Origin of the sequence: Bacteroides fragilis NCTC 9343, assembly GCF_000025985.1 — a bacterium.
GTDB lineage: Bacteria > Bacteroidota > Bacteroidia > Bacteroidales > Bacteroidaceae > Bacteroides > Bacteroides fragilis.
The window spans coordinates 1,148,846-1,170,994 of record NC_003228.3; the positions used below are offsets into that span (position 1 = coordinate 1,148,846).

The 22,149-nt window shown below is 42.8% G+C and carries 17 protein-coding genes; 5 read left to right on the top strand and 12 right to left on the bottom strand.

Annotation, left to right across the window (positions count from 1 at the left end; translation table 11 throughout):
- Positions 1-83: 83 nt before the first annotated feature.
- Genes BF9343_RS04330 through BF9343_RS04340 form a run of 3 tightly spaced genes read left to right on the top strand, consistent with a single transcriptional unit; the run spans position 84 to position 4,714 of the window.
- A complete protein-coding gene (locus BF9343_RS04330; protein WP_005785313.1) occupies positions 84-2,024 on the top strand; it encodes a glycogen debranching enzyme N-terminal domain-containing protein in 1,941 nt (646 codons plus the stop codon).
- A 14-nt stretch (positions 2,025-2,038) separates the two neighbouring features.
- A complete protein-coding gene (locus BF9343_RS04335) occupies positions 2,039-3,313 on the top strand; it encodes a glycosyltransferase family 4 protein (RefSeq protein WP_008767983.1) in 1,275 nt (424 codons plus the stop codon).
- Positions 3,314-3,325: 12 nt separating this feature from the next.
- Positions 3,326-4,714 (top strand): glycoside hydrolase family 57 protein, encoded by a 1,389-nt coding sequence (locus BF9343_RS04340; protein ID WP_005785317.1) that lies wholly within the window; start codon positions 3,326-3,328, stop codon positions 4,712-4,714.
- Between the two features lie 385 nt (positions 4,715-5,099).
- On the opposite strand, the gene BF9343_RS04345 is transcribed toward BF9343_RS04340, so the two are convergent.
- Both BF9343_RS04345 and BF9343_RS04350 read right to left on the bottom strand, forming a co-directional pair.
- The gene (locus BF9343_RS04345) at positions 5,100-6,590 is read right to left on the bottom strand and encodes a DUF4270 domain-containing protein (RefSeq protein WP_005785323.1); all 1,491 of its coding nucleotides are present in this window, start codon (positions 6,588-6,590) and stop codon (positions 5,100-5,102) included.
- Positions 6,591-6,613: 23 nt separating this feature from the next.
- Entirely contained in the window at positions 6,614-7,438 is an 825-nt protein-coding gene (locus BF9343_RS04350) for a glycogen/starch synthase (protein WP_008767986.1), read from the bottom strand.
- Between the two features lie 246 nt (positions 7,439-7,684).
- Here BF9343_RS04350 and panC point away from each other — a divergent pair, with 246 nt between their 5' ends.
- Both panC and panD read left to right on the top strand, forming a co-directional pair.
- The gene (gene panC / locus BF9343_RS04355) at positions 7,685-8,533 is read left to right on the top strand and encodes a pantoate--beta-alanine ligase (protein ID WP_005785326.1); all 849 of its coding nucleotides are present in this window, start codon (positions 7,685-7,687) and stop codon (positions 8,531-8,533) included.
- A gap of 22 nt (positions 8,534-8,555) precedes the next feature.
- A complete protein-coding gene (panD, locus tag BF9343_RS04360; RefSeq protein ID WP_005785327.1) occupies positions 8,556-8,909 on the top strand; it encodes an aspartate 1-decarboxylase in 354 nt (117 codons plus the stop codon).
- Positions 8,910-9,091: 182 nt separating this feature from the next.
- Here the strand turns inward: panD and BF9343_RS04365 are convergent, their stop codons facing one another.
- The 10 genes from BF9343_RS04365 to BF9343_RS04410 form a co-directional block, all read right to left on the bottom strand.
- Positions 9,092-11,380: a bifunctional dihydroorotate dehydrogenase B NAD binding subunit/NADPH-dependent glutamate synthase gene (locus BF9343_RS04365; RefSeq protein ID WP_009291680.1), complete on the bottom strand. Its 2,289-nt coding sequence runs from the start codon at positions 11,378-11,380 to the stop codon at positions 9,092-9,094.
- 142 nt (positions 11,381-11,522) lie between these two features.
- Positions 11,523-12,734: a glucose/galactose MFS transporter gene (gene gluP / locus BF9343_RS04370; protein ID WP_005785331.1), complete on the bottom strand. Its 1,212-nt coding sequence runs from the start codon at positions 12,732-12,734 to the stop codon at positions 11,523-11,525.
- A 199-nt stretch (positions 12,735-12,933) separates the two neighbouring features.
- A complete protein-coding gene (serS, locus tag BF9343_RS04375; protein WP_005785334.1) occupies positions 12,934-14,208 on the bottom strand; it encodes a serine--tRNA ligase in 1,275 nt (424 codons plus the stop codon).
- Between the two features lie 156 nt (positions 14,209-14,364).
- Positions 14,365-14,634, bottom strand: coding sequence for a 50S ribosomal protein L27 (rpmA, locus tag BF9343_RS04380; protein ID WP_005785336.1), 270 nt, complete (start codon positions 14,632-14,634; stop codon positions 14,365-14,367).
- Between the two features lie 22 nt (positions 14,635-14,656).
- Positions 14,657-14,974: a 50S ribosomal protein L21 gene (gene rplU / locus BF9343_RS04385; RefSeq protein ID WP_005775748.1), complete on the bottom strand. Its 318-nt coding sequence runs from the start codon at positions 14,972-14,974 to the stop codon at positions 14,657-14,659.
- A 777-nt stretch (positions 14,975-15,751) separates the two neighbouring features.
- Positions 15,752-16,420, bottom strand: coding sequence for an HAD family hydrolase (locus BF9343_RS04390; RefSeq protein ID WP_008767992.1), 669 nt, complete (start codon positions 16,418-16,420; stop codon positions 15,752-15,754).
- A gap of 47 nt (positions 16,421-16,467) precedes the next feature.
- Positions 16,468-16,983 (bottom strand): C40 family peptidase, encoded by a 516-nt coding sequence (locus tag BF9343_RS04395; RefSeq protein ID WP_010992243.1) that lies wholly within the window; start codon positions 16,981-16,983, stop codon positions 16,468-16,470.
- A gap of 4 nt (positions 16,984-16,987) precedes the next feature.
- A complete protein-coding gene (locus BF9343_RS04400) occupies positions 16,988-17,695 on the bottom strand; it encodes an ABC transporter ATP-binding protein (protein ID WP_005785344.1) in 708 nt (235 codons plus the stop codon).
- Between the two features lie 31 nt (positions 17,696-17,726).
- Positions 17,727-19,208 carry a DUF5687 family protein gene (locus BF9343_RS04405; RefSeq protein ID WP_010992244.1) on the bottom strand — a complete coding sequence of 494 codons (1,482 nt, stop codon included), beginning with the start codon at positions 19,206-19,208 and terminating at the stop codon, positions 17,727-17,729.
- A 96-nt stretch (positions 19,209-19,304) separates the two neighbouring features.
- Positions 19,305-22,124 (bottom strand): M16 family metallopeptidase, encoded by a 2,820-nt coding sequence (locus tag BF9343_RS04410; protein ID WP_010992245.1) that lies wholly within the window; start codon positions 22,122-22,124, stop codon positions 19,305-19,307.
- Between the last annotated feature and the right edge of the window lie 25 nt (positions 22,125-22,149).

The window sequence follows — 22,149 nt, forward strand, 5'->3', positions numbered from 1 at the left end:
CCTTTAATTCGTATTTTTGGGCATCATACTTATATTATATACTATGATAACCGAAATAATTAACCTTTAAATAATGCACAACTATGAGTTATTTACATTTTGACAAGACCCTGATGATAAATCTTGAGGAATCTTTACCAAGGGAGATTCTCCGGACGAACAAATCAGGAGCTTATCATTGTACAACGATTGTAGATTGTAACACACGCAAATATCATGGATTGCTGGTGATTCCCGTACCCAATCTGGACGATGAAAATCATGTGCTGCTATCTTCTTTGGATGAAACGGTAATTCAACACGGTGCTGAGTTTAACCTGGGATTGCATAAATATCAAGGAAATCACTTTAGCCCCAATGGACATAAGTATATCCGTGAGTTTGACTGTGAACATATTCCGGCAACAACTTACCGTGTGGGAGGAGTCATACTTCGCAAAGAGAAAATCTTTGTACATCATGAGAACCGGATTCTGATCCGTTATACCTTGGTCGATGCACACTCAGCTACCACTCTTCGTTTTCGTCCGTTCCTTGCTTTCCGTAGTGTACGCGAATATACCCACGAGAATTCGCAGGCGAGTCGTGACTACCAGTTAGTAGAAAACGGCATTAAGACTTGCATGTATCCGGGCTATCCGGAATTGTTCATGCAGTTGAATAAGAAAAACGAATTCCATTATGAACCGAATTGGTATAGAGGAATTGAATATCCGAAAGAACAGGAGAGAGGATATGATTTCAATGAAGACCTTTATGTTCCCGGATATTTTGAAGTCGATATAAAGAAAGGAGAAAGTATAATTTTCTCTGCCGGTATTTCTGAAATTTCTCCCCGCAGATTGAAACAAACTTTTGAGGCGGAAGTTGCCGACCGTACGCCACGTGATAGTTTCTATCATTGTTTAAAGAATTCCGCCCATCAATTCCATAACAAGCAGGAAGAGGACCATTATATTTTGGCCGGATATCCTTGGTTTAAATGTCGTGCCCGGGATATGTTTGTATCGCTGCCCGGATTGACGCTTGCTGTAGATGAGATAGGTGAATTTGAAGACGTGATGGAAACTGCCCGCAAAGCGATCAATAACTACATTAAAGGTGAACCGATAGGCTGTAAAATCTACGAGATGGATGATCCTGACGTATTATTATGGGCCGTATGGGCTCTGCAACAATATGCAAAGGAAACAAGTCGTGAACAATGTCGTGCCAAATATGGTTCTTTGTTAGAAGAAATCATCGATTTTATTCGTCAGCGCAAACATGATAATCTGTTCTTGCACGAAAACGGGTTGTTGTATGCCAATGGTGCAGATAGGGCGATCACATGGATGAATTCCACGGTTAACGGACGTCCGGTTATTCCGCGTACAGGTTATATCGTAGAGATAAATGCTTTGTGGTATAATGCCTTGCGTTTTATTGCCGACTTAGTTCGTGAAGGCGGTAATGGATTGCTGGCAGATTCACTGGATGCACAGGCTGAGGTAACTGGAAAGTCTTTTGTGGAAGTCTTTCGTAATGAATATGGTTATCTGTTGGATTATGTAGACGGAAATATGATGGATTGGAGCGTACGCCCCAACATGATATTTACGGTTGCCTTCGATTATTCTCCTCTTGACCGGGTGCAAAAGAAACAAGTACTCGATATTGTGACGAAGGAATTACTTACTCCGAAGGGACTCCGAACATTGAGTCCGAAGAGCGGCGGATATAATCCGAATTATGTAGGTCCTCAAATCCAGAGAGACTATGCTTATCATCAGGGTACGGCTTGGCCATGGCTGATGGGATTCTACATGGAGGCGTATCTGCGAATCTATAAGATGAGTGGAATTTCGTTTGTAGAGCGTCAGTTGATTGGACTTGAAGACGAGATGACCAGCCACTGTGTTGGTTCGTTGCCGGAATTGTTCGACGGAAATCCACCTTTTAAAGGGCGTGGAGCAGTATCGTTTGCAATGAATGTGGCGGAGATTTTACGTATCTTGAAGCTGTTGTCTAAATATAATTTATAGGAGGAGGGACGAAGATGAAAGTTTTAATGTTTGGATGGGAGTTCCCCCCGCATATCTTAGGAGGTTTAGGAACTGCCAGCTATGGTTTGACAAAAGGTATGTCTCAACAAGAGGATATGGAGATTACATTTTGTATTCCCAAGCCTTGGGGTGACGAAGACCAGAGTTTTCTGAGAATAATCGGTATGAACAGTACACCGATTGTGTGGAGGGATGTAGATTGGGAATATGTCAAAGGGCGTGTAGGCTCTTACATGGATCCTCAATTATATTTTGACTTGCGCGATCATATTTATGCTGATTTCAATTATCTGAATGCAAATGATCTGGGATGCATTGAATTTTCAGGGCGTTATCCGGATAACTTACATGAGGAAATCAATAACTACTCAATTGTTGCAGGAGTTATAGCACGGCAACAGGAGTTTGAAATTATACACTCACATGACTGGTTGACTTATCCGGCCGGTATTCATGCAAAACAGGTATCGGGCAAACCATTGGTGATTCACGTACATGCTACTGACTTTGACCGTAGTCGTGGTAATGTGAACCCCACAGTTTATGCCATTGAGAAAAATGGTATGGATCATGCCGATCATATTATGTGTGTGAGTGAATTAACTCGTCAAACAGTAATCCATAAATATTTCCAGGATCCGAAGAAAGTATCAACTGTGCACAATGCAGTTTCTCCTCTTTCGCAAGAGATACAGGATATTGTACCTAATAAGAACCCGAAAGAAAAGGTGGTTACCTTCTTGGGACGTATTACAATGCAAAAAGGTCCTGAGTATTTTGTAGAGGCAGCTGCGATGGTATTGCAGCGTACGCGGAATGTACGTTTTGTGATGGCCGGTAGTGGTGATATGATGGATCAGATGATCCGTTTGGCAGCTGAAAGAGGCATTGCCGATCGTTTCCATTTTCCGGGATTCATGAAAGGGAAACAAGTATATGAAGTCTTGAAGGCCAGTGATGTATACATTATGCCTTCGGTATCCGAACCTTTTGGTATTTCTCCGTTGGAGGCTATGCAGTGTAGCGTACCAAGCATTATTTCCAAACAATCTGGTTGTGCCGAGATCTTGGAAAAATGTATCAAGACCGATTACTGGGATATCCACGCTATGGCAGATGCTATTTATTCTATCTGTACCTATCCGGCTATGTACGAGTATCTCCGTGATGAAGGTAAGAAAGAGGTGGACGAAATAAAGTGGGAGAACGTAGGCTACAAGGTTCGCGGCATCTACGACGAGGTTATAAAAAATTATGGAAAACAATAAAACAATATAGATATGAGAACAATCTGTCTTTATTTTGAGATACATCAAATTATTCATCTGAAACGTTACCGCTTCTTCGACATTGGTGCCGACCATTATTACTATGATGATTATGCCAATGAGACAGGTATTAATGAGGTTGCCGAACGTTCTTATATTCCGGCTCTCAATACATTGATTGAAATGGTGAAGAATTCCGGAGGAGCATTTAAAGTAGCCCTTTCTATTTCGGGAGTAGCATTGGAACAGCTCGAAATTCATGCACCTGCCGTAATTGACCTGTTACATATATTAAACGATACGGGTTGCTGTGAATTTCTGGCAGAGCCATACTCTCATGGCTTATCATCATTGGCCAATGAAGACTGTTTCCGTGAAGAGGTAATGCGTCAGAGCGAAAAGATGAAACAGATGTTTGGTAAAGCTCCGAAAGTGTTTCGTAACTCCAGCTTGATTTATTCGGATGAAATAGGTGCTACGGTGGCTAGCATGGGTTTTAAAGGCATGCTGACCGAAGGTGCTAAACACGTTTTGGGTTGGAAGAGTCCGCATTACGTGTATCATTGCAATCAGGCTCCCAGTCTGAAATTGTTATTAAGAGACTTCAAGTTATCGGATGATATCAGTTTGCGCTTCTCTAACTCTGATTGGAGTGAGTATCCTTTATTTGCCGATAAGTTTATCGGTTGGATTGATGCTTTACCACAAGAAGAACAAGTGATCAATATCTTTATGGAACTGAAAGCATTGGGTATGGCGCAGCCATTATCGTCCAATATTTTGGAGTTCTTGAAGGCACTTCCTTATTGTGCAAAAGAAAAGGGCATTACTTTCTCTACCCCATCGGAGATTATTTCGAAATTGAAATCTGTTTCCCAATTGGATGTACCATATCCAATGTCGTGGGTAGACGAAGAAAGAGATACGAGCAGCTGGCTGGGTAATGTTTTGCAGCGTGAAGCTTTCAGCAAATTATACAGTGTGGCTGAACGTGTACACCTTTGCGATGATCGTCGTATCAAGCAGGATTGGGATTATCTGCAAGCCAGCAATAACTTCCGTTTTATGACGACCAAGAATACCGGTGTGTGGCTGAATCGTGGTATTTATGATTCTCCTTATGATGCCTTTACTAACTATATGAATATCTTGGGGGATTTCATTAAACGTGTAAATTCTCTCTATCCTGAGGATATCGATAATGAAGAGTTGAATTCATTGTTGACAACTATCAAGAACCAGGGAGAAGAGATCGCCGAATTACATAAGGAGGTTGATAGGTTGCAGGCAAAAGCGGAAAAGGCTGCAAAAACAGTAAAGGCCGAACCCAAAGCTGCACCTAAAAAGGCCGCTGCGAAGAAACCTGCTGCAAAGAAAGCAACGGCAAAAAAAGAAGATTAATATGATTCAAGAACATGCTTTAGCGTAAACTAAAGCGGTGGAAAGGGGCTGTCCAAAAAAGTTGGATAGCCCCTTACTGTTATTTACAGTTTAAAAGTAAAAGGCATAAAATGACCCTTATCTCTTGATAAGAAGGGTAATAGTCCAAATTTTTTAAATGATATTTCTTTGTAGATTTACAAGCAGTGAGTTGAAAAGGTAAGGAGCAGACTTTGGAGACAACCTCTTTCTATTTTATGGAGAAAGAGGCGTCTCTGCTTTAGTTTGCCACATCTTGTTATTTTTTACATAAAACATAAGGAGAATGAGACCATAAAAATTAAGGCGATGTAAATGATTCTTTATTTACATCGCCTTAATTGTATTATATACTGAGAATATTTTGTTACTGCTTACCGTTGAAGTTGGTATAAGTTACTTCTAACTTCAGTTTCGTACCGTCCGGACCACCTTCCAGTTTTACGTATCCCGGTTGTAGATCGTGCTGGATGCTGATCATATTCTTATTGGAAGAGCTATCATACTGTACCAGTACCGGGATAAGTACCACTTTATTCCAATCCGGATTTGCTGCTTCCCAAGCTGCTTCGTTCCAACTGTCTCCTGCTTTTTTCTTGGCTTCCTGCTTTTCGTTGACGCATGCATTAATCAAGCGAGTCAAGTTGGTAAACACATACTGATTGGTTGTAGGTTTATTGGAAATAATAGCATTGTGCACGGCCAGATAAGAAGTGATGTTATCTGTAAGTTTGTTCTCTTCGAAGAAACTTTGCCGTTCTTTCTCACGTAAAAGTAACACATATGTAGGTGCTTTCATACTAAATTTTCCATTGTCCGGTTGGTTGTAGCTATTGAAAGTCAGTTTCACTGCATTAATGGTGTCATGGCTTAATTCTTCATAAATCTTATTGATCGGCAATGTAGCTTGTGTGAAGATACCGGCCGGAGACTTCAAATAAGTACAGTCTGTCTTTTTAGCGATTTCGTTTAGTTTTTCAGAATTAACAAACTTATTGGCTTGAATTACTTCCTTGGTTGTAGCGAAAGTACGGGTTGTGTAGTACAAAGAGTCAGCACCATTTTTTTTCTTCAGATTATTTCCCAAGCTGTCTTTTTCGTGGCATCGGATTACAACATTCAGGTTGATCTGGTCAACATAAAGAATCGTTCCGTTACCATAGTCATTCTTGGCATAAATACCTTTGAATACGTTATTAATAAATGCTTCCGAAGTTTTAAAATATTCAGGGTGATCTCTGTTCAAACGATAGATACGTTTACCTAGTTTGGTGATCTCTTCAGAAGTTAGACGGACATTAGGATAAAAGTCATCTGAGTTTCTGATGGAATCGCTGAGTGATTGGTCAACAGCTGTGTAGGCTTTTCGTGCGAGTAAGTTGTTTGGATTGTAATACTTCAATGGATCGATGTCTGTATAATAGTTCTGGGTCAAGTTTTCGTCCAGTTCATAAACAGTCATTCGGCATGGATTGATAGAGTCTCCAAAATAACTTTTATAGTATAAGATCAATTCAGCGGTGTGAATAGAGTCTCCTGCCATTACCCCTTTGGGATTAGTTTCCGGATCGTAGACCGAAGGAAAAGAAATTCCATCCGGACTATTCAACTGTGCGAGGAAACTGGCTTCGTATTCTCCGAATTCTTTATCAGTGAATTTTCCCACATAACCTACGCTGGTTTTGGCAAAAACAGGACCTGATAGGTCGGAATTCGTAGTTAACTCGTAAGTCGTATATCTTCCATTGATATTTTGGTCGCTATCCGGAAGCATATCCCATCCGATAGTACCTGTATTATCATCGCATCCGAAGAAAGTCAAGGCAAGCAGTGCTACCCATACATATTTTGCTTTCATGATCGTCGTATCTAGGTTCTTATTTATTTTTGTTCAGCTTCCCACACTTGATCGTAGAAACTGTTGCAAGCATCTGCAAGAGCATCGGGAGCTTGATAGTCAAGAACCAATTTGCCCGATTGACGCGCGTAGTTCATGACATCTTCATTTACATGTTCACTATTCTGTACTATTCCGTCCGAGTAATCGACAGCTAATTTGCAAAGTGTAGCATAATCTACCGGATCTTTCAGGGTAGCTACATCTTTTTTATTAATACCCTTTAGCATCAGTTTGCTTGCAAAGTCATTGTTGAATGTACCTTTGAAATCATCTTCGTATACGGAGAATACTACTTTTGCATCGCGGAACGAAGGTTCGTCTTTATACGCTTTCTTTATATACAAAGGGGCTAATGCCGTCATCCAGCCATGACAGTGAATAACGTCCGGACACCAACGCAATTTCTTTACCGTTTCCAGCACTCCTCTGGCATAGAAGATAGCCCGGCTATCATTATCATCGTATTCAACCCCATTTTCATCAGCTGTCTGCAGCCGGTTCTGAAAATAATCATCGTTATCGATGAAATAAACCTGCATACGTGCTGACTGGATAGAAGCTACTTTGATAATAAGTGGATGGTCGGTGTCGTCGATGATCAGGTTCATGCCGGAAAGACGTATCACTTCATGCAATTGATTTCTGCGTTCGTTGATATTCCCCCATTTGGGCATAAATGTTCTGATTTCTCTGCCTTTTTCCTGGATAGCTTGTGGTAGATGTCTGCCTATATTGGCCATCTCGGATTCTGAAACGTAAGGAGTAATCTCTTGTGTAATAAATAAAACCTTGTTAGCCTTTGTCATAATAACAATCGTTCTCGTAAATATTCTGCAAAGATATAAAAAAAAACGGGCATTAAAGCAAGTTCTCTGGCGGTATAATTCCTTATGAATTGTTAAGTGCTTGTTTTTCAGTGATAAACCGTCCTGTTGCTTAGGACTATCCTTCGTCTTCTTTTGCATTAATTTACGATATTTCTTCTTTATATGGTAAATTATGGTTTATTTTGCACCGTTTTTCAAACAACTAAGAATCATAAACCAATTAAAATGAAAGTAATACATACGATCAAGGACTTGCAGGCTGAACTTTCGGTTTTGAAAGCCCAGGGTAAAAAGGTGGGGTTGGTGCCTACTATGGGTGCTTTGCATGCAGGGCACGCATCTCTTGTAAAGCGTAGTGTAAACGAGAATGAAGTAACGGTGGTAAGTGTTTTTGTGAACCCTACCCAGTTTAATGATAAAAATGATCTTGTTAAGTATCCTCGCACACTGGATGCCGATTGTAAATTGCTCGAGGCTTGTGGAGCGACTTATGCTTTTGCTCCTTCGGTGGAAGAGATGTATCCGGAACCGGATACCCGCCAATTCAGTTATGCTCCTTTGGATACTGTAATGGAGGGGGCTTTCCGTCCGGGACACTTTAATGGAGTATGCCAGATAGTAAGTAAACTGTTCGAAGCGGTGAAACCACATCGTGCATACTTTGGTGAGAAAGATTTTCAGCAATTGGCTATCATCCGTGAGATGGTTCGTCAGATGCAGTTTGATCTTGAAATAGTAGGTTGTCCTATTGTTCGTGAAGAAGATGGTTTGGCTCTGAGCAGCCGGAATGCGCGTCTGTCGGCAGAAGAACGTGAAAATGCATTAAAAATATCTCAGACCTTATTTAAAAGTCGTACCTTTGCAGCCACTCACACAGTGAGTGAAACGCTGAAGTTTGTGGAAGATGCTATTGCTGCTGTTCCGGGATTGCGTCTGGAATATTTTGAGATAGTAGACGGAAACACTTTGCAGAAGGTTGATAATTGGAACCAAACATCGTATGTAGTGGGCTGTATAACAGTGTTCTGCGGTGATGTCAGACTGATTGATAATATTAAATACAAAGAATCTTAAACTTAAAAAAGACGAACCCCTTATGATGATTGAAGTGTTGAAGTCAAAAATTCATTGTGCCCGTGTCACGGAAGCCAATCTGAATTATATGGGTAGTATTACGATTGATGAGAATCTATTGGATGCAGCTAATATGATTGCCGGTGAGAAGGTGTACATTGCCGACAATAATAACGGCGAGCGTTTTGAGACCTACATTATCAAAGGTGAACGCGGATCAGGTAAAATCTGCTTGAATGGCGCTGCGGCCCGTAAAGTACAACCGGATGATATTGTGATCATTATGTCGTATGCGTTGATGGATTTTGAGGAAGCTAAGTCGTTTAAGCCGACTGTTATTTTTCCGGATCCGGCTACAAATAGTGTAGTGAAGTAAGAAATCGTTCAATTGTGGAATATGAAAATCCCTGCTAATTATCCAATTTAGCAGGGATTTTTTATTAGGATCGATTATTGTGAATATCCGGTCCGGAGAATAAATTGTTAGGAGGGTGTCCATAACTCACCACATACTCTGTGGTGAATACGAGTTTTGAACATCCCCCCGACTTTATACTTCTACTTGGAACTCAATTGTTCGTTCATTGCTGCTGCGGCACGGCGTCCGTCTCCCATGGCAAGGATGACAGTAGCTCCTCCGCGTACAATATCTCCTCCCGCATAAATAGTGGGAATAGACGATTGCATCTGATCGTTAACAGTGATTGTTCCTTTACGGCCCAATTCCAGACCTTTGATAGAACTGGGGACGATAGGATTGGGAGATACCCCGACACTGACAATGGCGAGATCGATATCAACGGTTTCTGTTGCTCCTGGGATGGGGACGGGGCTACGTCGTCCGGAGGCATCCGGTTCACCCAATTCCATCTTTTGCAAGATTACTTGTTTGACACGTCCTTGCTCGTCTGCCAGATATTCGATTGGGTTGTGTAAGGTCAGGAACTCTATACCTTCTTCTTTGGCATGTTTCACTTCTTCCAGACGTGCTGGCATTTCTTCTTCTGAACGGCGATAGATGATCATAGCCCGTTCGGCTCCAAGACGTTTGGCTGTACGGACAGAGTCCATGGCAGTGTTGCCGCCACCAATTACAGCTACGTTCTTTCCGAAGGCTACCGGAGTATCGGAATCGGGACTGGCTGCATCCATCAGATTTACACGAGTCAGATATTCGTTGGAAGACATGATGTTGATCGAGTTCTCACCCGGGATGTTCATAAAGTTGGGAAGTCCGGCTCCTGAGGCTACAAAAATTCCCTTAAAACCTTCTTCTTCCAACTGTTCTACGCTGATCGTTTTCCCTACAATGCAGTCTTTGATGAATGTAACTCCCATTTTGGCAAGGTTCTCAATCTCGACGTCTACTATTTTGTTGGGTAGACGGAATTCGGGAATACCATATTTCAGTACACCGCCAATTTCATGTAGCGCCTCGAATACCGTTACATCATATCCATATTTGGCCATATCCCCTGCAAAGGATAGTCCGGCAGGACCGGAACCGATAACAGCCACTTTGATACCGTTTTTCTCGCCTACTTCAGGTACGGAGATTTGTCCGCTTTCTCGTTCGTAGTCGGCAGCAAATCTTTCCAGGTGACCAATGGCTACGGCTTCTTTGCCCATTTTCAGATGGATACATTTTGATTCGCATTGTTTTTCCTGCGGACATACACGACCACATACGGCAGGCAGGGCACTGGTCTCTTTCAGTGTTTTGGCTGCTTCAAGGAATTCTCCACGTTCTATGTTCTTGATGAAACGGGGAATGTCGATGCCTACCGGGCAACCTGTCATACAGCCTGGGTTGGCACAATCCAGACAGCGCTGTGCCTCCGCAACTGCCTGCTCTTTAGTCAGCCCTTGATTGACTTCTTCTTTACGGCTGTGTGACCGGTATTCCGGATCGAGTTCGTTCATTTGGCAGCGTTCAATGTTCGCACGGTCTTTAGCTTTGATAGCTTTACGGAGTGCTTCGCGCCAAGGGGCTGTACGTCCGTTTTCGTCTATGACTTTGGTTGCTTCACATTCATCGAGTTTATGCAACTCTTCACGTTCGATGGTTTTGAAAGCTCCCATGCGCTTCAACATTTCATCGAAGTCCACTTGGTGACCGTCAAATTCCGGACCGTCGACACATACGAATTTGGTCTTTCCTCCGATAGTAATACGGCAGGCGCCGCACATTCCGGTGCCATCCACCATAATTGTATTTAATGATACTTCTGTCGGAATTTCATATTTCTTCGTCAGCAAACAAACAAATTTCATCATGATAGCCGGGCCGATAGCAAAACATTTGTTCACTTTCTCCCGTTTGATTACTTCTTCTACTCCTTCGGTAACCAAGCCTTTGCGACCGTATGATCCGTCATCGGTCATTATGATCACTTCGTCCGAACTTTCACGCATTTCTTTTTCAAGAATGATCAGTTCTTTGCTACGTCCTGCCAGTACGGTGATCACACGGTTTCCGGCTGCCTTCAGGGCCTGTACGATGGGTAGCATCGGAGCTACACCTACGCCACCTCCGGCACATACTACTGTTCCGAAGTTTTCAATGTGGGTAGCTTGTCCCAATGGACCTACTACGTCGGTGATATAGTCTCCTTCGTTTAGTTCGCAAAGGCGGGTAGAAGAGAGCCCTACTTCCTGAACAACCAGGGTGATCGTTCCTGCCTTCGGGTCGGCGGCTGCAATGGTCAGTGGCATCCGTTCTCCCTTTTCACCGACACGCACAATCACGAAATGACCTGCTTTGCGTGATTTTGCTATCAACGGAGCTTCAATGACAAGTTTGAATACTTTCTCCGAAAAGTGTTCTTTGCTAATGATTTTGTTCATTATCTAATTAATTTGTTGGATTTATTACGTAATTGCTATCAGAATGTTCTTAGTGTGCAAAGATACTGCTAATTTGTAAAAAACAAAAGAAAAGCCATCCTTTTGAGGGGATGGCTTTATTATCAGTGTAAATCAGTTTGTTTTATTTTGTTCTGATTTTATATCCGGCCATTCCATAATAAAGAATGAAGAGGAAACATGGGAGACAAATCCAATAAGCATTTTGTGCTCCCGCTATGTCTTTTATGTATCCGAACAGAGTAGGGATGACAGCACCTCCGGCCATAGCCATAATCAACAGAGAAGAGCCGGCTTTGGTGAACTTACCTAAATCTGCCATGGCAAGTGGCCACAGTGCGGGCCACATCAGTGAGCAACCCAGTGCTATGAATGCAATGAAATAGATTGAGATGTCAGCCGGGGTGAGTACTACCAGAATTGAACCGGCAATGGCGAGGATTGAGCATATTTTTAATGCTGTAGCCTGATTGATGTATTTGGGTATAAAGATGATACCGCAGATATATCCGATCACAATACCGATCGGAGCAATCCAGGCATAAGCTGCGGCATTCTCCAAATGCAGGCTGTTGGCATAGTCAACGAGGGTTCCCAGTGAAACCGTTTCTACGCCTACGTAGAGGAAGAGGGCAAGACATCCCAGCAAAAGGTGCGGAAATTGCCATACTGAGGTTTTGCTGGCTGCATACGGACATGCCTCGGCACCTCCTTCACTGTCGTCCTCGCCGGCTGCTTTTACTTCAGGCAGCGGAGCCATCAGTGAGATGATGCCTAATATAATAAATGCTGCAATAATAACATAAAAGGGAGTGAATAAGTCCGATACGGTAATGTCGCTCACTTCCTTGCCTATCAGGAAAGCGAGGAACAAAGGAGGAATTGGCCATGCTAACTTATTACAGATGCCCATGATGCTGATACGTTTGGCTGCACTGTCCAATGGGCCGAGAATAGTAATATAGGGGTTAACAGATGCTTGTAAGAATGCGTTTGCCGTGCCGCTGACAAAAGAGGCTACCAGAAAAAGAGGAAAACTCTCCTGGCTGGCCGATGGAATGTACAAACCGAAAGCTACAGCGAACATGGCAAACGAAAGTGCCATGGTGTGTTTGTATCCGATAGCTTTGATAGTCATCGAAGCCGGATAGCCGAAGATGAGGAAAGGTACGAAAGTGGCAGCGATTATCAGGTAAGATTCGGCTGAAGTGATGCCTAAAGAACCTTGTAATACCGGAATAAGTACAGAATTGATTCCTAATGCGAATCCGATGGCGAAGAACATGATGCCGATAAATGCTAACGGCAGAGCAAAGTTTTTTTGAGTAGAGCTCATAAAATAGGAGTTTTGAGGTTAGTAAAAAGTGTGTTTTATTACAAAAAAGAAGGGGGTGTCATAACTCGCTACAGATAACACAGATTTACACAGAACGTTTTTTAATATGCTGATAACCAATGTTGTCTATCTATGTAAATCCGTGCAATTCTGTGGTGAATACGAGTTTAGCACACCCTCTTTTATCTTTTCTTCTATGTCAGTCGATCATGTCAAATCCGCAGTAGGGAACCAATGCTTTCGGAATCCGGATACCCTCCGGAGTCTGATGGTTTTCCAGCAAGGCTGCTACGATGCGGGGCAATGCCAGTGCCGATCCGTTCAGTGTGTGGCAAAGTTCGGTTTTCTTTTCTCCGCTACGATAGCGGCATTTTAATCGATTGGCTTGGTAAGTATCGAAGTTAGATACAGAGCTGACTTCCAACCAGCGCTTCTGTGCTTCGGAATATACTTCGAAATCAAAGCAAAGCGCAGCGGTAAAACTCATATCACCACCACAGAGACGGAGAATACGGTAAGGGAGTTCCAGCTTCTGGAGCAGGCCTTCTACATGATCCAGCATTTCCTGATGTGACTGACGGGAGTGCTCCGGTTTGTCGATACGCACCAATTCTACTTTAGAGAATTCGTGAAGGCGATTGAGTCCGCGTACATCTTTACCGTAAGAGCCGGCTTCCCGACGGAAGCATTGTGTATAAGCGCAGTTTTTAATAGGAAGTTGCTTTTCATCCAAAATGACGTCACGGTAGATATTAGTTACCGGAACTTCAGCCGTCGGAATCAGATAGAGATCGTCTACTTCGCAATGGTACATTTGTCCTTCTTTATCCGGAAGTTGTCCGGTTCCATAGCCGGAAGCAGCGTTTACAACTGTTGGAGGCATGATTTCGGTATATCCGGATTTACGTGCTTCATCCAGGAAAAAGTTAATCAGTGCGCGTTGCAGTTGAGCTCCTTTGCCTTTGTAAACAGGAAAACCTGCACCGGTTATTTTTACACCCAAATCAAAGTCAATCAAGTCGTATTTCTTAGCCAGTTCCCAATGGGGGAGTGCATCTGTGGGAAGTTGAGTTTCCATACCTCCCATTTTCTCAACTACATTGTCCTCGGCACCAACACCTTCGGGCACACTGTCATAGGGAATATTGGGAATGGTATACAGCAGATTCAGCATGTCGTTGGCAGCCTGGTCCATGTCGGCCTGCAGTGTTTTATTGCTCTCCTTTATCTCGGCTACACGGGCTTTTGCAACTTCAGCTTCTTCCTTTTTGCCTTCTTTCATCAACTGACCGATCGTTTTCGAAAGTGAATTTACCTCTGCCAGGTTTTTATCTAATTGATTTTGTGTATTACGTCTTTTGTCATTCACTTCGATTACTTGGGCAATTGTTTCTTTGGCTCCTTTGAAGTGTTTTTTCTCCAGACCGCGGATTACCGCGTCGGTGTTTTCTGTAATTTGTTTAATGGTAAGCATATCTATACTTTATTTATGAACTTTCTTCTTTGAGTTTACAAAGATATATAAAAATAAGATAAGAGGGTGCGTCTTGTATAAAAAAGAAAAGAGACGCAATCAACCGATTGCATCTCTTTCTTCAATTTCTTACAATTTCCTTTAAACTCCGGAAATTTATGCTTCTGTTGCTTCAGCAGGGATGATAGAAACATATCTTCTGTCTTCTCTACCTACTTTGAAGTTTACAGTTCCATCTACTAAAGCGAAAAGAGTGTGGTCCTTACCCATACCGATGTTTTCACCCGGGTGGAATTCAGTACCTCTTTGACGAACGATGATGTTACCTGCTTTGCAAGCTTCGCCACCAAATATCTTAACGCCTAATCTTTTGCTCTGTGATTCGCGGCCGTTCTTAGAACTACCGACACCTTTCTTATGTGCCATTTCTTCTTACTTTTAAAATTGATTAAGCTACTACTTCTGTGATTGTTAACTCTGTGAACTGCTGACGGTGACCGTTCAACTTTCTGTGACCTTTTCTTCTTTTCTTGTGGAAAACAAGAACTTTGTCACCTTTAACCAGGCTTGAAACAATCTGGCAAACTACTTTTGCACCGTCTACAGTAGGAGCACCTACAGTAACGTTTCCGTCTTTGTCTACCAAAAGAACTTTGTCAAATTCTACTGTTGCACCGTTCTCTGCATTCTGAATGTGGTGAACGAACAATTTTTGGCCAGCTTCAGCTTTAAATTGCTGACCGTTGATTTCTACAATTGCGTACATCTTATATAAATAAATGTAAGTTAGCTCCGTCGGGTGGTCTTTAATCACTTAAAAAACACTTGCTCAAACCCGGTGCGGAATAATCAGGGCACAAAATTACTGCTTTTATTTGTTTCGGACAAGTTTTTCTTTTTCTTTTTTGTTTGCAGTATGTTATTTTGCTCTTTTTCTTCTTGCGGGTAGGGGCAGTTAGAAGGTTGATTATTAAATGGGATGTGACTTTATTCATTTTGTCACTTTGATAATCGGAACTCCTCAGAATCGTTTATTTCGGACGGGATGCTTGCCTGGGTGAAAAAAACGCGTTCTGAAGGTTTTTCCCGATGACATATATCTTGGGGCTTTTGATTGATGGTACGCACAAGGAAAGGAAAAAGTCGTGTCGGTGGTGAAAGTGCTTCGGATGGGATTGCATTCCGATTTTTTTGTCACTTCAGAAAGCTCTGCCTGCGGTTCAACCGGAAGACGGAGTGTCCCTTTCAGACCGGATTTGGAATAACAATAGGAGATATTTGGGAAAACAATAGGAGATATTTCCAAAACATAAGGACATTTTCGGTGAATGCTTACGTCTTTTCGGCCAAATGCTTGCTTCTTTTTGCGAAAAGTCAGGCTTTCCGAGCCCGGAAGCCCGTCTTTTCGGCCTCTAAAGTCTCCATTTGGCTTTTTTCTTCTCTCCGGGTGTCGGAAACGGACAAGGACTCTGTTATGAAAAACAGATATTTACTTTCTTTTTGTACTGTTATTCGATGAACGGATGTCATCCGGTTGGATTATTCAGAGCGGACAGCCGGATTTGTCTTCCGGAACGGAGATTAGCTGGCCAAGAGTACTGATGATTCTGTCGTAGGGATAGGCCTGAAACTCTTGGGCAGTAGTCATACCGCTGGTAACACCGGTAAAAGAAACTCCGGCAGCGGCGGCTGTTCCTGCATCCACTGTACTGTCACCGATGTATAATACTTCTTCGGGGCATGCCTTCAATCGGTCGATGGCAAGTAGCAAACCTTCAGGATCGGGTTTATGATGTGTCACATCTTCACCTCCGATAATGATGTCAAACCAATCATCCGGCATGTGATTTCTCAGGAAACTCAGTATCCGGAATCGGTATTTGGTTGAAATGATTCCGATACGGATTCCCTGTTTTTTCAGGTGTGTAAGCGTGGGGAGAGTATCCGGGAAAAGAATGGTATTTGCATTCATGTATATATCTGCCTCTTTGGAATACTCTTGTCTGAATGATTCCAGTTGGTCGGCGTCAGTAATTCCCGTAAGGATGCTGAACGATTCTTCAAGCGTTTTCCCAATGGTGCGTTTGATCATATCATCAGTGATACCGGTGTAGCCATGTCTCTCGAGTACGCTTCTGAAGCAGGTTACGATGCCACGCGAAGAGTCTGCCAGTGTATAGTCAAAGTCGAATAAATAAACAGTGTATTTCATTTGCGGAATTTTCGGCAAAGATAGTGAATTTTTTATTTCAATAAAGGTTATTTGCGTACTCTGCCTCCCGATATCCAGTGAGTCCGGTAATAGGGTTCATTGAGACTGCTGACAATGACTCCCTGGCTGGTGCTGGCATGAACAAACTTTCCGTCTTTGAGATAGATGCCCACGTGTGCCACTTTTCTGCGCGATTTCCGGCTACTGAAAAATACCAGATCACCTTCCCGAAGATTTCGCCGGGCAACTTTACTGCTCTCTTTCTTCTGACCGTCTGTGCTTCGTTGCAGTTTGATATGATATACCTTTTTATAAATCTGGCAGGTCATTCCCGAGCAGTCTGTGCCACGTTTGGTCTCTCCGCCTCCCCGGTAGGGGGTACCTATCCATTCGGCTGCTTCCAGGTAGAGTTTATGGTTATCCTCCATTCCGATGTCTACGCCCAAGCGTACAGAAGCACGGGCCAATTTCTTATAGTCTAGTTTGGGAGCAGAGGTGCGGCAGCCACTCAGGCCGATAACTAGGACGGTGAAAAGTAACAGATTAAAAAGGTATTTCTTCATACATTCATTCTTCTTCTACATTAAAATAATCTTCCAGTTCTTTTTCTGCCGAATTGTTTTCGTTTACAAGGTCACGGATAATGACTCCATGCTCAAGCACGGCAATACGAGGACAGACATCCACCGTATGGTTCAGGTTATGGCTCGAAATAATGACCGTGGCATTATGTTCCTCATTATACTTTTTCAGCAGATGTTTAATGACGGATTGTGAACTTGGGTCCAGAAAATTAAACGGTTCGTCCAGAATGATCAGTTTCGGATAATGTAGCATGGCCGACACGATACCGATCTTCTGCTTATTGCCCGCCGAGAAGTTACGGATAAACTTCTTTTGTCCCAATACTTCCCCGTTCATAAAACGTTCGAAGGGGATCAGGCGTTCATCCACTTCTTCTTTTTTGAGTCCGTACATTTTACCGATAAAATAGAAATATTCTTCCGGAGTCAGGTAACTGATCAGGAATCCGTCATCGATAAATGCACCGGTAAAACTTTTCCAGTCTTCGCTTTGGTTCACATGAATGTCGTTGATAATGATTTCACCGGTATCAGCTTTCAGCAGGTCCAGCATTAAACGGAACAAAGTTGTTTTTCCGGCTCCATTGTTACCCACCAGGCCGACCATCTCTCCCTGATTGATTGTATAATTCTCGATATCGACGGCTGTTTGGGTTCCGAAGTTTTTCCGGAGGTTATGTATGGTAATCATATTCTTTTTCTATAAAATAAATGTTGAATCGTTATTTACTGTCTCTGAATCCTTCCATGTTTTCGTAACGGCGTTGCATGAAACGGACATATACATTGTTTATCCACATAGGGGAGGTCAAGGTGAAGCCTAATCCGATGATTAATATGACAATGTAGGCCCATGTTTGTCCCAGCAGCATGGGGAGCGTGCCATAGAGTGTGGTTGGTACGATGAAAAGTCCGAAACTGATTAACATCTGCATTCCGGTATTCATACTTTGTTTGCCTGTGATGCTTTCATTGAGTGGTACGGTTTTATGGTTGTATACCGCCAGTTGGAACAAGATGCAATAGACAGGACCTGTTGTCAGAAAGATTAGTGCGACAGCACCCAGCAGGCTGGCTTTTCCCATCACAAAAGCCGGTATCAGCAGGATCAGCGGAATGATTTCCGCCAAGCTATAGATATAATATTTGGCTGTCAACAGGCTTTTGATGGATTCTTTGCGAGTCATCAGTCCGTCGATATAGTTTCCTTCAAATCCCATAAGTTGTATCAGAATCACCATACCGAATCCAAGGAAGGAGTATACCTGGACAAAACTCTTCATGTGGTCATACGTACTGCTGAAACTCAGTATGATAGAGAAGATGATTACGAGCATTGCTACCGACCGGAGTGAGGCCTTACAGCGTTTGTTGCGTAGAAGCATCTTCAATTCCAGACGCATATATTCGCCTACCTCTCCGAAGCGTTCCAGGAAACGGTATTCGGATACGGTTTTTACTTTTGTGTCTTCTACTTTATTGATTTCGTTGTATATTAAACCGGTCATCACTTTACGGTTGATACACCATACCAGAACAGTGGCTGCCAATGTACCCAGGTAAGCAAGTAGATTTCCTTCGATATAACCTTCTCCCAGGTTCATGAAAAAGTTACTTATAAATCCCGTTTTGGGAATAAAAATAGCGATGGCGATTCCACTGTAGACAACGATGGGAAGTACCACCCACCAAATATGTTCGTTAATCAGCGTACGGCAAAGCAGATACCAATATCCGTTGAAAACCATCAGTAACCAAATGCCGATGCTGTAAGTGAGAACTCCTGATATTCCATAAAAAGGAAAGACTGTGAGTGCTGCGAACGGCACGAACAGGAACAGCCAGATAAGATTGAAAGAACTGAGCCCGTGGCGGAGAAGCAGAAAGTCGAGTATACGGATTCGTTTTACCGGAAGTAGCAGATAAGGTTTTACTTCTTGTGTAGGAGTTTTTTGGAATGGGAAACGTATTACAAAGTCCAGGGCAAGCGCAAATATCAGTCCACTATTCAAAATATGATAGGCTTCCATATTGGGAACTTCTGTGCTGATGGCTTTTGCCAGACCGATGCCAATAAATATAAAGTAAGCACCCCAGAAAATAAAGGACGCATACATGATGTATTTGCCTATTTTATTCTTTTCGTACATCGGATGTCGTTTGGCTGCAAGTTTGCCGTGCAGGCGTAGTTCATTGAATAGCATAGTACCGTTTTATTTAAGTTTCGACAAAAAAGAGCACGCAGATAATACAACTTCTTATCTGTTTGGGTTGCATCATCTGCGTGCTGCAAGGTCTTATTATTTCTTTTCCGGGCTGACCATTGTCACTTCCACTTCATTTTTCTGTTTGAAGAGGTCGTCAGCGAATTTCCGGATGTCATTCACCGTAATGCTATTGACTATCTTTTCATAATCATTCATGCGGTTCATGCCGGTATATAAGTATTCGTCGATACTTCCCAGCCAGTAGCTGTTTTCTTTCAGGTCTTCGGTATGCTTTTTCAGCATATATTCTTTCACTTTGTTCAAGTTGGCTTCCGACGGGCCTGTTTTCGTTATGTTATCGATTTCTCCGAAAATGATCTTCATCAGCTTCTCTTTCTTTTCGGGAGCCGTATCGAAGATGATTTGCAGGATTGCTTTTTCTTTTGGATATTTTTGTAGCGTTCCGCCTACATATACACCATATGTACCTCCTTCGTCTTCACGTACTTTTTCTGTGTAGATCAAATCCAGAATCTGGCTTGTCATGCTAAGCAAGAGGTTGTTTCTCAGGTCATATTTGCAATCTCCGTTGTAGAAAGCGAAAACGGAAGCTTTCGGTGTCTCTTGCTGCTTGGTAAACTCGTTCTTGTAAATGCCTTGACGCATTTCAATTTTGTTATCTTTGAAAGTTTCTTTGCGGTTAACGGCGGGGAGCGCACCCAGATATTCGGCAATTACCGGTTTCATCTTCTCTACATCTACGTTACCGACAAAGATAAATGTGAAGTCACTTGCATCTTTGAAGCGATCCTGATACATAGACAGAATCTTGTCGTAATCCATTTGATCCACCATGTCGGCTTTTATGCGTATGATTCTCGGGTGTTTCATATAGATGCCGGCTTGGATAGAGTCGCTGAAGGCCACATTCGGATTCAATTCCTGATTCTTTAATGCGGCTTTATTACGATTTTTATATGAGGCAAATGCATCATCGTCTCTACGCGGTGCTGTAAATGTAAGGTAAGTGAGTTGCATCATCGTTTCGAAATCTTTGGGTGAACAACTTCCTGAAACGCTTTCGGTCTTGTTTGCGATATCGTAACTAACCGATGCTTTCTTTCCGGCGAGCACTTTTTCAAGGTTTACAGCACTGAAGTTACCCAAACCACCGACTCCGACTGCATCCAGACCATTTATATTGATGATTTCCGAATCCGGGAATACGGAACTACCTCCCAGGCTGACACCTTTCATCCGGATTTCATCTGCTTTGAAATCAGTTTTCTTTATAATCACTTTTACTCCGTTAGAAAGGGTCAAAGTAGTTGCTCCAAAGATGTTGTCTTTTGATTCCGAAACAATCTTACCACCTTTCGGCGCTTCAGCCATCAAGGGTTCGTCTGATACTTTATCTACGTAGGCAGTCAGCTTTTCGGTTTTTGCATCCTTCAGCAGTTTTGCGATAGCGGCTTCGGATGGTAGTTTCAGATCCTCTTTTTCGGGTGCGAAAAGGGCCAGCGCCTGATTGTCGTCTGTAATCAGTCCTTTCATCAATTGGTTGATTGCTGCCACCGGAATATTGGGGGCGATCTGGTTGATGATTGTATATTCGTTCTCTATGCCCGGTATAGGTTCGTTATCAAGAAAGTGGCGGACATATTCATTTACATACTTTTCGTTCTTCTGTTTGTCACGTTCATTGTAAGAAGATTCCAACTGACGCAAGTATTCGGCACGGGCACGATTGTATTCTGTTTCGGTGAAGCCGAATTGGCGGGCACGTTCTAATTCGCGGAGCATGGCGGCGATACCATTTTCGATGCTGTCCTCTTTGCAAACCACGATCCCCAGAAATGCATCTTTGGTTTTGGCAACAAAGAAGTTGCTATCGTCTGCTCCTGCATAAATATAGGGTGGATTGGCTGTCTGAACCAGTTCGTTCAAACGTGCATTCAGCATAATGCTGATCAGATTCTTGGCGTATTGCTGTATCAGATAGTCCACATTTCCTTTCTGGTTATCGGGAACTGCTTCGTGTTTATTGAAGAGTAGAACTTGGACATGAGGCTGTTCCTTGTCTTTCAAGATACAGATAATCGGTTCTTTATTGTCTGCGACAGGATAGTAGATACGTTCTGCCGCATTAGGCTGTGCAGGGATGTCGGCAAACATTGTTTTGATTTTAGCTTCTACGGCATCTACATCGATATCACCGACGATGACGATTCCCTGTAAGTCGGGACGATACCATTTTTCGTAATAGTCTCTCAAGGTTTGCGGCTTAAAATTCATCACTACGTCCATGGTGCCGATGGGGAAGCTATGGGCGTATTTGTCACCCGGATACATCATTGGCAGAAGCTTCTCTTGCATACGCATCATGGCACTCATGCGTGTACGCCATTCTTCATTGATGACGCCGCGTTCTTTATCAATCTCTTTCGGATCGAGTGTCAGGTCATTGCTCCAGTCGTGTAGAATCAGCAGGCAGGAGTCTACTGCACCGGGAGTTTTGACGGGTACATTGGAGATATTGTAAACCGTTTCATCGATAGCCGTATATGCGTTCAGGTTTTCACCGAATTTAACGCCGATACGCTCCAGATATTGCTTCAAGGCATCACCGGGGAAGTGAGTTGTCCCATTAAAACACATGTGTTCCAGGAAGTGTGCCAATCCGCGTTGATTTTCTTCTTCTTGAATAGAACCCACTTTCTGGGCAATGTAGAAGTCAGCCCGGTTGGCAGGCAGATTGTTCTTACGGATGTAGTAGGTCAGACCATTGTCCAACTTTCCAATACGTACGTTCTTGTCGATAGGGATGGGCGGCATTTGCTGTGCAAAGGCCTGTTGGAAGTTGCAGCATAAGATGACTGCAACCAAAAGTAAACCACGGAATAAATGTTTCATTGCTATACTGTTTTAAGTTCCACTC

Bases quoted from the DNA above. Each gene is read 5' to 3' on its own strand.
- BF9343_RS04330 (WP_005785313.1), top strand. From the start codon at position 84: ATGAGTTATTTACATTTTGACAAGACCCTGATGATAAATCTTGAGGAA.
- BF9343_RS04335 (WP_008767983.1), top strand. From the start codon at position 2,039: ATGAAAGTTTTAATGTTTGGATGGGAGTTCCCCCCGCATATCTTAGGA.
- BF9343_RS04340 (WP_005785317.1), top strand. From the start codon at position 3,326: ATGAGAACAATCTGTCTTTATTTTGAGATACATCAAATTATTCATCTG.
- BF9343_RS04345 (WP_005785323.1), bottom strand. From the start codon at position 6,590: ATGAAAGCAAAATATGTATGGGTAGCACTGCTTGCCTTGACTTTCTTC.
- BF9343_RS04350 (WP_008767986.1), bottom strand. From the start codon at position 7,438: ATGACAAAGGCTAACAAGGTTTTATTTATTACACAAGAGATTACTCCT.
- panC (WP_005785326.1), top strand. From the start codon at position 7,685: ATGAAAGTAATACATACGATCAAGGACTTGCAGGCTGAACTTTCGGTT.
- panD (WP_005785327.1), top strand. From the start codon at position 8,556: ATGATGATTGAAGTGTTGAAGTCAAAAATTCATTGTGCCCGTGTCACG.
- BF9343_RS04365 (WP_009291680.1), bottom strand. From the start codon at position 11,380: ATGAACAAAATCATTAGCAAAGAACACTTTTCGGAGAAAGTATTCAAA.
- gluP (WP_005785331.1), bottom strand. From the start codon at position 12,734: ATGAGCTCTACTCAAAAAAACTTTGCTCTGCCGTTAGCATTTATCGGC.
- serS (WP_005785334.1), bottom strand. From the start codon at position 14,208: ATGCTTACCATTAAACAAATTACAGAAAACACCGACGCGGTAATCCGC.
- rpmA (WP_005785336.1), bottom strand. From the start codon at position 14,634: ATGGCACATAAGAAAGGTGTCGGTAGTTCTAAGAACGGCCGCGAATCA.
- rplU (WP_005775748.1), bottom strand. From the start codon at position 14,974: ATGTACGCAATTGTAGAAATCAACGGTCAGCAATTTAAAGCTGAAGCT.
- BF9343_RS04390 (WP_008767992.1), bottom strand. From the start codon at position 16,420: ATGAAATACACTGTTTATTTATTCGACTTTGACTATACACTGGCAGAC.
- BF9343_RS04395 (WP_010992243.1), bottom strand. From the start codon at position 16,983: ATGAAGAAATACCTTTTTAATCTGTTACTTTTCACCGTCCTAGTTATC.
- BF9343_RS04400 (WP_005785344.1), bottom strand. From the start codon at position 17,695: ATGATTACCATACATAACCTCCGGAAAAACTTCGGAACCCAAACAGCC.
- BF9343_RS04405 (WP_010992244.1), bottom strand. From the start codon at position 19,208: ATGCTATTCAATGAACTACGCCTGCACGGCAAACTTGCAGCCAAACGA.
- BF9343_RS04410 (WP_010992245.1), bottom strand. From the start codon at position 22,124: ATGAAACATTTATTCCGTGGTTTACTTTTGGTTGCAGTCATCTTATGC.